Consider the following 12,205-nt stretch of genomic DNA (forward strand, 5'->3'; position numbering starts at 1 on the left):
GGGGAGTTTTGCTATGCCAAATGAATTACTCAGTGTAATGCAAAAGAAACAGGCGATTGAGCGCGGTTTAAGTCATTATTTGCAAGGGACGGTATTGGAAGGAGTCTTGAGTTACTGGGAACAGGAGTATGGAGATAAACCCTCATTTGTGCTCAACCGTTTTATGAGTGACATTTGCAATACCGATGAATTACGCTTTCTGCGTAAGGAAATGCTGAAGCAGGTATTATGTGAAATGTCAGCAGTTGAAAAACAGGTGCTACTGGATAGCAAGCCGAAAGTACAAACCGAAGAGCCGGTTTCAGCCGATTGTACGGAGGCTTTTTTTGATTTGATCAATACGGTAGTCAAGACCGTGGCGGCAGCTGATCTGAATGATTTCAATGCTGAAGTTAAAAAGCATTTACAAGCCATGGGCATTGCGATTCAGGCATCTGCAAATCTGAATGAGGCTGCTTTTATAGAATCTTTAGCTTTAACCAGTTATGCTCAGGTGATTACCGCGCTGTATGAATGCTATTGTGAATTCTATGGACCCACCAAGGCCGATCAGGTCTATGCTCGGGTGAAAATGGACATTAAGAACAAATATCCATCTGTAGATTTACACTATTTATTATAGTTCGAACTACTCTGATCAGATAAATGCTCAGCTTAATTAGGCTAGAGTATTTGAAAAAACAGCAGCACAAAAAAAGCGACCTGAAGGTCGCTTTTTTACTTTAATTTTTTAAGCTACAGATTCTGGTGTAGCGCGCCATAAGCTTTCCAGGTCGTAAAATTTACGCGCTGTTGGAAGCATGACATGAACCACGACAAAACCGAGATCGATGAGGATCCATTCAGCATCACGTTCGCCTTCAACGCCAAGAGGGCGGAAACCCGCTTTACGTGCTTCTTCAGCAACATTGTCTGCGAGGGCTTTAATGTGACGGGTTGATGTACCGCTTGCAATCACCATGGCATCTGCCACGTTGCTGATCGAGCTGACATCAAGTTCTAAAATATCTTTTGCTTTTACATCTAAGAGGGCTTCATGTACAACTTTTAAGCAAGCTTGTACATCTTTAGCATGAGCATTCATTGCGTGTTCGAGAGAATTAGAAGCGCTGGGCGATGGTTCTAAATTCATAAAAGGTTTAATTTCCAGACAATATCTCATCGTGTAATATAGCGGTTTTGGTGCTGAATTTCAAATCAGTTCATAATTTAACTTTGTGGATGTTTTACAAAATATTTATCTTTCCAGGCAAAAGAATGGCTGGAATGCGCCTGTGGCTTATATTCCGCGGCAGTGAAGCCAGTATAAGGACTTTGGTTTAACCACTGAAAAATTTCTGCATAATGAATTTGTGCCGTATCCGGTTCATGCCGCCCTGGACAGTCTGCAAACTGGATGTGTCCAATATCGTGGATATTTTCTTGAAGCGCTTGCAGCACATCTTCACCCATCATTGCCATGTGATAGCAGTCATATTGCATTTTTAGCGCAGGGTGGCGTACGGCTTCCAGCATTTCTTGGGCCTGGGCAATGTTTTGCACCAGAAAGCGCGGCATATCGGTGCCATTAATCATTTCAAACACCGGTTGAATATTATGTGCAGCAAACATTGAACACGCCAGTTTTAAATTTTTTGCCAGTGTATTCAAGCAAGGCAATAAATCGGCATCCAGCGGTTGCTTGCCAGCCAAAATATTGACACTCGGTACATTCAACGCTGTGGCATATTGAATCGACTGTTCCAGCGCACGATGAAATTCAATTTCTTGACCCGGTACGCCCGCCAAACCATTGCCGCCCTGCATTAAATCACCTGCGGGTACATTGATTAGGCACAGGCTCAGATCATGCAGGGTGAGCTGGGTCTGAATCTGTTCGATGCTGAGCTCATAAGGAAACTGAATTTCAACATGCTGAAATCCATGCGCATACGCCAGAGCAAAACGCTCAATTAAAGGCACTTCAGTAAAAATCATGGATAAATTTACCGCCAGCTTAATCATGCTTTTACTCCTTGCCTGCTAAAGAAAATGCTCTGCTCAAGATTCAACAAGTTGAATCACGGTCGCCAGATCAGCCTCAGCATAGCCTTTATTTTGATGGGTTTTCAATTGCGAAAGTGCCTGTTTTGCGACAGGAATATTCAAATTGAACTGCTCGGCCAGCTGCACGGCATTATTCAGGTCTTTGGACAGGGTTTGCACCTTCCATTGCACTGGCTCAAAAGTATGGGTTGCCATACGCGGGGTTAAAATCTGAAACGGTTTCGAGTCGGCAAAACCACCGGCAAGCGCAGGAGCCAGCAGGGTGGTATCGACACCGGCTTTTCCAGCCAAAGCGACTGCTTCGGCAATTAAGGTGCTATTGGCTGCAACAATCAGCTGATTGCAAATTTTGGTTGCTTGTCCGGTACCCGTTTCACCCATACGCGTCACACGTTGTGATAAGACATTATAAATCAGTGTTAAATCCTGAATGGTTTGCATGTCGCCACCGGCAAAAATCACCAAGGTTCCGTGTTCCGCACCTGCCGTACCCCCCGAAACAGGCGAGTCAATCCACTGGACTTTCCGGGTGTGAGCTTGCTGTGCCAAGGCTTTGGTTTTATCCACAGACAGACTGGAGAAATCCACAAGCACTTGTCCAGCTTGCACATGGTTCTGGATTTGGTCAAAAACATTTTGTACGGCAGTATCATCTGCCAGACAGGTTAAAATAACAGGATAGTTTGCAATCTCTTGCAGGTTTAAAGCGCTAGCACCCATATCAATCAGCACATCGCAGGCGGAGGCTGTACGGTTCCAGACAGCGACTTCAAAGCCAGCCTGAATCAGTCGGGTGGCCATACGGCTACCCATCAGTCCCATGCCGAGGAATGCAATTTTTGTATTACGATCAAAACTCATATGTTTTTCTCTGAACGATCCTGTTATGGCTCTATTTTACTTATATTGACGCGGTAAAAACTGAACTTCCGGGTTTTTGTCTTTTTTACGCGCCAATTTACTGTTTTTGCCTAACAGTAATTTCAGTTGCCAGATTTTCTCTAGGCGTAACGATTTGCTCGGTGCATGTTCCATGGCATCAAGAACCTGTTTAGCCGCCGCCAACGCATCTGGAGAACGTTGCAACATCTCTTCTGCAATCGCTTGGGCTTTGCTGATCGGTGATGCATCTAGATGCGTTACTAAACCAATTTCTTTGGCATAGTTGGCATCAAAAATACGCCCTGTCAGGGTGAGTTCTTTGGCCAGGTCAACATTAATAATGCCTTTAATGGAACGGGTGAGTCCCATGTCCGGAACCAGCCCCCAACGGCTTTCCATAATCGACATTTTGGTGTCTGGGTGGGCAATACGGATATCCGCAGCCAGAGCCAGTTGCATCCCTGCACCCAGGCAATAGCCTTCAATTGCCGCAATCACCGGAACAGGCAGTTCCTGCCAGATTAAAAAGGCTTTTTGAAACAGGCTTTGTCCCGGTTTAAGCAATTCCCAAGCGGCATAAGCGGTATTTTTCGGTGCGTTTAAATCGGCCAGATCAATTCCCGCACTAAACACATGCGCTTCGCCAGTTAAAATGACACAGCGGATGGAACGGTCTTTTTTAATTTGTTTGGCTGCATTGACCAGTTCGCGCAATAAAGCAAAGCTCATGGCGTTACGTTTTTCTGGGCGGTTTAAAGAAACGGTTGCGATGCCATTGTTTTTTTCTATGCGAAGTAATGCCATGAGGTAGACCTGTATTTTTCTATTGTTTTGAGCATAACATGGGTATTTCTCTGATACATGCCACGATACATGACAGCAGAGTCACATCTAAACATAGACGTGACTTCGAAAACTCGGCTAGACCATGATCAGATACTTTGTTTGTTTAAAATTTGCTGTGAAGCCTGTTCCACCTGCTGAATGACCGACTGCAATTCATCAAAGCGTTGCAGGGTTTCCTGAATAAAGGCTTCATCCGCTTTACGACGTTCTTTACGTAAAGAAGAAATAAACTGTTCAAATCCACCCGCGACCTCCTGTAGATGAGGAACACCCACATAACGAGTTGCGCCATATAAGCGATGCAGCACATGTTCCAGTTGTGGGAAATCTTCCATCTCAATCAATTGCTGCATTTCATCCAGCTCTGTCGGGAAGCTGTCCGTGAGCATTTTCAGTAGATCGAGAGCCAGATCTTCTTTATTGGCTGCCAGTTGCAGGCTTTGTTGCCAGTCCAGAATATTTGGATCGAGGGCTTCAATCATAATGGATTGCTCTACACTTTTGGCTTTCTTAAAGCTTTCCGAGGTCCAGTGGGTCAGAATCTGGATAATCTGTTCCATCTGAATCGGTTTGGTGACGTAATCATCCATGCCGACCTGCAACAGTTTTTGCTTTTCATCGGCCAGCGCATGTGCGGTCAAGGCAATAATTGGCAAGCGCTTATGGTTTTCTAAAGTGGATTCTAGCGAGCGAATGGCGCGGGTGGTATCAATACCGGACATTACCGGCATTTGAATATCCATAAATACCACATCAAATGCCGGCAATTCCTGTTCGATGCGCTGCTGAATAATTTCAATCGCTTCCTGACCACTTAAAGCCTTGGTGGTGGTGACATTCAGTTCAGCAAGTAGTGCTTCCAGAACAATCAGATTCGGCAGGTGGTCATCCACCGCCAGCACATGCAGACCTTGTCCATTAAACTCTTCATGCACATCCTGCTCGAAAACAGGCTGATTGCTGAGTAGCTGGATCAAGGCGCTACGGCTTAAGGGTTGATACAGAGGACGTGCACGGTACTCGTTCAGCATGTTTGGATCAAGCGCCATCTGATAGCCATACACTGCAATATTGCCGTGGTAGCGGTTCCGGATTTCTTTCAGTAGCGCTTCACCATCGCCACTATGATCGACAATCAGCCAGGTATTTTCATCACTTTTCGGGATTTTATTCAGCTGACTGAACAGGTCCAGAATCGAGCTGGTCTCGACATGATGCACACCATAATTTTCCAGATAATGGCGCAGAATGTTGGCTGTCGCAGGATGGGCTAGGTAAGAAACCACCTGCATCTGTTCAAAGTGCGGATGCACAATTTCAATGTCTTCATCGACCACAAACATGGCGGTAAACCAGAAGGTGGAGCCTTTTTCGGTCGGAGCGCGTTCCTGATTGTCTTCAAAGCCGATTTGCCCTTGCATCAAATGCACCAGCTGTTTGGAAATGGCCAAACCTAAGCCTGTACCGCCAAACTGACGCGTCACCGAAGCATCGCCTTGCGAGAAGGATTCAAACAGTTTTTTCCGGTCTGTACCACTCAGGCCAATACCACTGTCCTGCACGCTAAAGTGCAACAGGCATTGTCCGATATCATCATGTTCCATCCGGGCGCGGACAATAATTTCACCATCGGGGGTGAATTTGATGGCATTTGAAATCAGGTTGGTCAGAATTTGCTTGAAGCGCAGTGCATCGCCAACGACTTGGGTTGGCACATTATCGGCATAATAAAATGCCATATCGATATGTTTCTGTGCGGCCAAAGGCGAGAGCATGTCCATGACATCGAAAATGGCTTCTTCCAGATCAAAGGGTGCGGTTTCCAGTTCCAGTTTGCCGGCATCAATCTTGGAAAAATCCAGTACATCGTTAATCAAAGCCAGCAAATGCGCAGATGATTTACGAATGGTTTGTAAATACAAGCTTTGCTCGTTGCTCAAATTACCTTGGCGCAGCAATAAATGAATAAAGCCATCAATACTGTTCAGCGGAGTCCGCAATTCATGACTGATATTGGCCAAGAACACCGACTTGGACTGGTTGGCTGAAATGGCCTGGTCACGGGCTTGGCGATAGGTAATGTTTTGAACTTCCAGAGTATCTAGAGTACGGCGTAAATCATCTTCAGTCTGTTCGGTATGTTCTTTTAGTTCTAAAAAGCTGAAGTGCAGGCGTTTCACCACATTGGCAATATCGCGCTGTAGCAGTCGTAATTCACCGGTACTATTAATCACCATGTGCTGATCTAGGGTGTCAGCATTCAGGCGTTGTAACTGCATCCGGATTTCATACATTGGTGCAATCCAGCGCCGTGAATAGAAATTCAGGCACAGTAACAGTAGTAATAAGGTCAACAGACCGGTTGCAATCAGTACAATCATGACCCGGTAATGAGCAATTTCTAAAGGCTGGTTATCCAGTTCAATCACCAGCCATGCAGGTATAGATGAATGCTCGTTAATCTTCAGGGCATAAACATTATTTTTATTAAACAGAATAGGCCCGACAAAAGATGTTTTAGCATTAATTACAGGCCATGGATCTTGATCCTGAAAGCCGATACTTAGGCGGTTGCGGCCTTTTAGGTCGATAATGGCAGCTCGAATTAAATGCTTTTCATTCAGCATGACCTGTAAGGTGTTACGGGCCTGATCATACTGCCAGGGATAACGATTTAAAAGATCAACCGCAGCTTCGGCGGTAAGCTGATAACGGGCTGCAATGGCAATGGCCATTTGACGCTGCTGTGCACGTGAGGCATTCGAAGTTTCGGATAAAACCAGTAATGCTCCCACACATGCCAAAACCATAATGGGGACAAAAATCATGGCGATGAGTTGTCCATAAGCATGATTTAAATGTAAACGCTTAAATAACTTTTTATTGATATTTGACATGGTTAAAGCAGTTAATTCCCTATGCACCGCAGTTTAGCACGCTTTATAAAAAATCGGCTGTGCTTTAATCACTTTCAATAAAAAGCCTGCTAAATGGGTGCAGGAGGAAGCATTTTTTCATACAATAGGGGCACCTCGATATAGGTGCAAATAATGAGTAATACCACCCCTGATTTTCAAGCAGACGAATTTTTGTTAGACCACTATGTAGGTAAAACGCCTCTGGTGCGTTTACAGCGTCTGGCAAGTCACACTCAAGCAACAGTATTGGCTAAACTTGAAGGAAACAATCCTGCAGGTTCGGTAAAAGACCGCCCAGCGTACAACATGATTATGCAAGCTGAAAAACGCGGGCAAATCAAGCCAGGCGATACATTGATTGAAGCGACCAGCGGAAATACAGGAATTGCCTTAGCCATGGTCGCTGCTATGCGTGGCTATAAAATGAAACTCATTATGCCTGCAGGTTCAAGTCAGGAACGTAAAGATGCCATGCGCGCTTACGGAGCTGAACTAATCGAGTCGGAAAATATGGAACAGGCGCGTGATATAGCGCTGCAAATGGAAAAAGAAGGGAAAGGACTGGTCTTGAACCAGTTTGGCAACCCGGACAATGTTGAAGCCCACTATCTGACCACTGGTCCAGAAATCTGGCAGCAAACCGGCGGTAAGATTACCCATTTCGTCAGTTCCATGGGAACCACTGGCACGATTATGGGGATTTCCAAATACTTAAAAGAGCAGAATCCGGATATTCAGATTGTTGGTTTACAACCTTCTGAAGGTTCAAATATTGCCGGTATCCGTCGCTGGCCGCAAGAATATCTGCCAACCATTTTCGATCCGAAACGCGTTGACCGGATTATGGATATTCCGCAAATTGAAGCGGAAAAAACTGCACGTCAATTGGCACGCAAAGAAGGCATCAGTGCGGGGACTTCATCGGGTGGTGCTGTTTGGGCATCGATCAAACTCGCTGAAGAAAATCCGGGTGCGGTGATTGTCTGCATCATCTGTGACCGTGGTGACCGTTATCTGTCTACCGGTTTATTCTCTGTAGTAGACCCTGAATAATTAAAAACTGTGAGATGAAATGCGCTTACCTGTCTTGATTTTTGATATAGAAACTCTGACTGACTTGAAGTCAGGTGCGCATTTATATCATCTGGATTTACCCGAAGCAGATCTGGAGCAGGCACTGACAAAATTGCGCCGTCAGGAATCGGGCATGGATTTTCAGCGTTTGCCACTGCATGAAATTGTCTGTATTTCTGGGCTATGGATTGATGAAAACGGGGCGATGAAACTATTTTCATTTAGCCGCGAACAGTATAACGAAGCGGAAATTTTAACTCGATTCCTGTCCATTTTTGACAAGCGTCATCCGACTCTAGTCAGCTGGAATGGTTCACAGTTTGATTTGCCGGTGATTCTGTTCCGTGCCATGTATCATGGCCTGTCTGCACCCAGTTTGTTTGATCAGGGCGAAATTAATCAGCAAAAGCGCTATAATAATTACCAGAACCGCTACCACCAGCGCCATGTCGATTTAATGGATGTCATGGCCATGTTTAATGGTCGTCACTTCCAGAAGCTGGATGATGTTGCACACTTACTCGGTTTTCCGGGCAAGCGCGGTGATGGTGCTTACCATGTTCCGGAATATGTCCGTTCACAACAGTGGTCACAGTTGACCAGCTACTGTGAAGGCGATGTGCTGAATACCTGGCTGATCTATTTACGCTGGTTATTGCTTAAAGGTCAGTTATTGACTGAAGATCACCGTTACTGGATTCAAGCTACCATTCAGTATTTACAACATCAACCCCAACACGCAGATTTTCTTCAGGTATGGCGTGAAAATTCACAACATACCGAATTTACCGCTACAGATTTTATCTCTCCCACACTCTAGGTATTCATGAAACATAGACCCAAGCCACGTCCAGCTCAACATCCGATTTACACTTTTCAGGTTGAGTCACTTTCACATGAGGGACGGGGGATAGCACACTATGGATCACATCCTGATCATCCGAGTGACAAGCAAGGTAAAAAAGTGTTTATTCGCTATGCCTTGCCGGGAGAGACTGTCAAAGCGCAAATTACCAATGTGGTCAAACGCCTGGAAGAGGCGGATTGCTTGGATGTGCTGAGTGAAGCCTCGCATTTGCGTGTTCAACCGCCATGCCCGCATTTCGGTATTTGTGGTGGATGCAATATGCAGCATATCCAGCAAGATGAACAGATTCGCTTAAAGCAAGATGTCTTAAAGTCACATTTAGAACATTTTGCCGGAATTCAACCCGAGCAATGGCTGGAACCCTTACGTTCAGAGCGTGAGGATTACCGCCGTAAAGCCCGGATTGGGGTGCGTTATATTCCAGGCAAAGACAAGCTGGTGGTCGGTTTTCGAGAGCATCAAAGCAATAAACTGACCTCGATTGACCGCTGTATGGTGCTGGATCGGGAGTTTGGCTCCATCACTGCACTGAAACAGTTACTCCAAAGTCTAACAGCCAAAGCCGCGATTGGTCATATAGAATTGGCCATGGGTGATCATGAGATTGCTCTGGTGGTGCGTCATACTGAAAAATTATCTGTAGATGATGTCAACCGATTAAAACAGTTTGCGTTAAACAAAGAGTGGCAATTGTATTTGCAGCCAGCAGGTGCAGACAGTTTGCATCGTGTGGACGATCCGACAGCTGCCATGCGTTTGCATTATGCACTGGATAAATTTAAGGTGGAGTTTGGTTTTAATCCGCTGGATTTTACCCAGGTCAATTCCACCATTAATCCGCAAATGGTGAAGCTGGCATGTGATTTGCTTCAATTGCAGAAAGGGGAGCGTGTGCTCGACCTGTTTTGTGGTTTAGGTAATTTTTCTTTACCGCTGGCTCGCTGTGTCGGTGAAAGCGGAAAAGTGATTGCGGTGGAAGGAAGTGAAGAAATGGTTCAACGTGGGGCTGAAAATGCTGAAAAAAACCACATGACTCAGGTTGAATTTTATTCACAAGATTTAACAAAAGACTTTTCGCATCATTCTTGGGCAAATCAGGGATTTGATGCATTATTGATTGATCCTCCACGCTCCGGGGCGGAGGAAGTAATGTATTATGTGCCCAAATTTGGTGCAAAAAGAATCGTTTATGTATCATGTAATCCTGCAACACTGGCGCGAGATGCGGGTGTGCTGGCCAAACATGGTTATCGATTAAAAAAGGCTGGGGTAATGGATATGTTCACTCATACTGGACATGTTGAATCTATTGCCTTATTCGAAAAATACAACGAAATAAACGATTTATAATATGAAGTGTAAAAAAGTAGGAGTAGGGTATGGTCACAGTACGTGAGCAACTTCCTGGACGTCTCAATGAGCTGTCAGAGGAAGCGACTGTAGAACATGCCGAACAAGCTCGACATGATTTGGCTGAATGGTTAAATCGGGTTCGTGGCATATTAGATGATACGGCGCTAAAACAACTCGAAGATGTTGCGCATTTAACTTTACAGAAAGAATTGCAAACCACGGTTAATCATCGCTCGAATACCTTTTATACCGGTATTGAAATGGCCGATATTTTGGCACATCTGCATGTCGATGAAGCGACCTTGTCTGCCGCAATGCTGTACCGGAGTGTGCGTGAAGGCGTAATGACGCTGGAAGAAGTACAGGAACATTTTGGTGAGCAAGTCTATGGCCTGGTGCAAGGCACACTGGCGATGGGTAAGCTTTCCGAGCTGATTGAAAAAAACAAACGTCTGGAAGACCACTTTAACAATAACCAGCGTGAACATTTAAGCGGCATTTACAAAATGTTGATTGCTGTGACCGAAGATGTCCGCGTGGTGCTAATCAAGCTGGCAGAACGTACCTATGCCTTGCGTGAGCTGACCAAAGCGTCCCGCGAGCGTCAGGAACGGGTGGCGCGTGAAATTCTCACTATTTATTCGCCTTTGGCGCATCGTTTAGGGATTGCCCAGCTTAAATGGGAACTGGAAGATTTAGCTTTTCGCTATCTGGCCCCAGAACGCTATAAAGAAATTGCCTCGCTACTCAATGAAAAGCGTCTTGAGCGCGAGCAGTATATTCAGTTCGTGATTGATAAGCTGAAAAGTGAATTAGGCAGCTACGGGATTGAAGCCGAAATTACCGGACGGGTGAAGCACATTTATTCGATTTATCGGAAAATGAAAAGCAAGGACCTGAGCTTTGACCAGCTTTACGATATTCGTGCAGTGCGGGTATTGGTAAAAAGCGTGCCGGAATGCTATCACTCTTTAGGCATAGTGCATCAAATCTGGCGCCATATTCCGCATCAGTTTGACGATTACATTACCAATCCTAAAGCCAATGGTTACCGCTCATTGCATACGGCGGTCATTGCCGAGAACAAGTCGCTGGAAGTACAAATCCGTACCATGGATATGCATGAAGAGGCTGAGCTTGGGGTATGTTCGCACTTCAACTATAAGGAAGGCGCAAAAAATACCGATCATTCCTTCAATCATCGTTTGCATTCATTGCGCGCCGTACTGGAACATTATCAGGAACGTAATGATGCCAGCGCGCATAAATCAGAAGATGAAACCGAAAATTTTGAACAGATTCAAGATTTTGAAGGCTTTGAAAAGATTTATGTATTTAGCCGTGATGGGGATATTAAAGAATTACCGCGCGGTTCAACGGTGTTGGACTTTGCCTATCATGTGCATACCGAAGTAGGTAACAAGTGTTATGCGGCACGGGTCAACCAGCGTTATGTACCGTTGACTTATACGCTGAAAACCGGTGAGCAGGTTGAAATCCTGACCAAGAAAGATCGCGAGCCAAATCGTGACTGGTTGGTGAATTCACTCGGCTATATTAAAACCGCCCGGGCGCGCGATAAGTTGCGTCACTGGTTTAGACAGCAAGACCGCAGTAAAAATCTGGAAGTGGGCCGTGAAATTCTAAACAAAGAACTTTCACGCCTGGCAATTCATCCCAAAAGTATTGATTTAAATGACTATTGCAATCATTTCAATGTCAAACTGGGTGAAGATATTCTGATTGGTCTGGTGAATGGTGATATCAGCCTGCATGCCTTGATTAATCAGGTTAATCGCCATATGCATATCGGTCAGGATGAACCTGAACTGGTGCTGAAACCGACTTTAAATCCGCGTGCCAGCCATACATTGTCTGCACACGGAATTTTAATTGACGGTTTGGATAACGTGGAATTGCATATTGCACAATGTTGCCAGCCGGTGCATGGCGAGTCGATTGGCGGATATATTACCCTGAATCGTGGTGTCAGCATTCATAAGGTGACCTGTCCGGATTATGTGCGCATGATTTCTCACGAACCTGAACGTGCCGTCGAAGCGGACTGGGAAATGCAGCCGACCCGTGGTCAAAGCGTGCAAATTGTGGTGGAAGCGTATGACCGCCGTGGTCTGCTGAAAGATCTGACTCAGGTGATTTTCTCGGATCAGATCAATATCCGTCAGGTAAATACCATTTCCGAATCGGATGGTATTGC

General features: G+C 45.3%; 10 protein-coding genes. 5 read left to right on the forward strand and 5 right to left on the reverse strand.

The window, feature by feature from the left end; all coding sequences use genetic code 11:
* The first annotated feature begins 13 nt into the window (after positions 1-13).
* The gene (locus tag B4C48_RS12640; protein ID WP_291357053.1) at positions 14-622 is read left to right on the forward strand and encodes a hypothetical protein; all 609 of its coding nucleotides are present in this window, start codon (positions 14-16) and stop codon (positions 620-622) included.
* A 108-nt stretch (positions 623-730) separates the two neighbouring features.
* Here the strand turns inward: B4C48_RS12640 and rsfS are convergent, their stop codons facing one another.
* The 5 genes from rsfS to B4C48_RS12665 all read right to left on the reverse strand — a co-directional run bounded on the left by rsfS (position 731) and on the right by B4C48_RS12665 (position 6,671).
* A complete protein-coding gene (gene rsfS, locus B4C48_RS12645) occupies positions 731-1,132 on the reverse strand; it encodes a ribosome silencing factor (protein WP_092820286.1) in 402 nt (133 codons plus the stop codon).
* A 77-nt stretch (positions 1,133-1,209) separates the two neighbouring features.
* Complete coding sequence (locus tag B4C48_RS12650) at positions 1,210-2,004, reverse strand: hydroxypyruvate isomerase family protein (protein WP_291357055.1); 795 nt, start codon at positions 2,002-2,004, stop codon at positions 1,210-1,212.
* A 36-nt stretch (positions 2,005-2,040) separates the two neighbouring features.
* On the reverse strand, positions 2,041-2,907 hold the full coding sequence (locus B4C48_RS12655; protein WP_291357057.1) for an NAD(P)-dependent oxidoreductase: 867 nt from the start codon (positions 2,905-2,907) through the stop codon (positions 2,041-2,043).
* A 36-nt stretch (positions 2,908-2,943) separates the two neighbouring features.
* Complete coding sequence (locus B4C48_RS12660) at positions 2,944-3,732, reverse strand: crotonase/enoyl-CoA hydratase family protein (RefSeq protein ID WP_291357059.1); 789 nt, start codon at positions 3,730-3,732, stop codon at positions 2,944-2,946.
* Between the two features lie 128 nt (positions 3,733-3,860).
* On the reverse strand, positions 3,861-6,671 hold the full coding sequence (locus B4C48_RS12665) for a GacS-like sensor histidine kinase (protein WP_291357061.1): 2,811 nt from the start codon (positions 6,669-6,671) through the stop codon (positions 3,861-3,863).
* A gap of 153 nt (positions 6,672-6,824) precedes the next feature.
* Here B4C48_RS12665 and cysM point away from each other — a divergent pair, with 153 nt between their 5' ends.
* From cysM to B4C48_RS12685, 4 genes are all read left to right on the forward strand, one after another.
* Positions 6,825-7,745 carry a cysteine synthase CysM gene (cysM, locus tag B4C48_RS12670; RefSeq protein WP_291357063.1) on the forward strand — a complete coding sequence of 307 codons (921 nt, stop codon included), beginning with the start codon at positions 6,825-6,827 and terminating at the stop codon, positions 7,743-7,745.
* A gap of 19 nt (positions 7,746-7,764) precedes the next feature.
* Entirely contained in the window at positions 7,765-8,586 is an 822-nt protein-coding gene (locus B4C48_RS12675) for a 3'-5' exonuclease (protein WP_291357065.1), read from the forward strand.
* Positions 8,587-8,592: 6 nt separating this feature from the next.
* Positions 8,593-9,984, forward strand: coding sequence for a 23S rRNA (uracil(1939)-C(5))-methyltransferase RlmD (gene rlmD, locus B4C48_RS12680; protein WP_291357066.1), 1,392 nt, complete (start codon positions 8,593-8,595; stop codon positions 9,982-9,984).
* A 29-nt stretch (positions 9,985-10,013) separates the two neighbouring features.
* Positions 10,014-12,205: RelA/SpoT family protein (locus B4C48_RS12685; protein ID WP_291357068.1), on the forward strand; the 2,192-nt coding region annotated here is incomplete at its 3' end.

The organism is Acinetobacter sp. UBA3106 (genome assembly GCA_002365595.1).
Lineage (GTDB): Bacteria > Pseudomonadota > Gammaproteobacteria > Pseudomonadales > Moraxellaceae > Acinetobacter.

What these genes read in the sequence shown, in the direction of transcription:
- rsfS (WP_092820286.1), bottom strand. Translation starts at nt 1,132, where the DNA reads ATGAATTTAGAACCATCGCCCAGCGCTTCTAATTCTCTCGAACACGCA.
- B4C48_RS12655 (WP_291357057.1), bottom strand. Translation starts at nt 2,907, where the DNA reads ATGAGTTTTGATCGTAATACAAAAATTGCATTCCTCGGCATGGGACTG.
- B4C48_RS12665 (WP_291357061.1), bottom strand. Translation starts at nt 6,671, where the DNA reads ATGTCAAATATCAATAAAAAGTTATTTAAGCGTTTACATTTAAATCAT.
- B4C48_RS12640 (WP_291357053.1), top strand. Translation starts at nt 14, where the DNA reads ATGCCAAATGAATTACTCAGTGTAATGCAAAAGAAACAGGCGATTGAG.
- B4C48_RS12675 (WP_291357065.1), top strand. Translation starts at nt 7,765, where the DNA reads ATGCGCTTACCTGTCTTGATTTTTGATATAGAAACTCTGACTGACTTG.
- B4C48_RS12660 (WP_291357059.1), bottom strand. Translation starts at nt 3,732, where the DNA reads ATGGCATTACTTCGCATAGAAAAAAACAATGGCATCGCAACCGTTTCT.
- B4C48_RS12650 (WP_291357055.1), bottom strand. Translation starts at nt 2,004, where the DNA reads ATGATTAAGCTGGCGGTAAATTTATCCATGATTTTTACTGAAGTGCCT.
- rlmD (WP_291357066.1), top strand. Translation starts at nt 8,593, where the DNA reads ATGAAACATAGACCCAAGCCACGTCCAGCTCAACATCCGATTTACACT.
- cysM (WP_291357063.1), top strand. Translation starts at nt 6,825, where the DNA reads ATGAGTAATACCACCCCTGATTTTCAAGCAGACGAATTTTTGTTAGAC.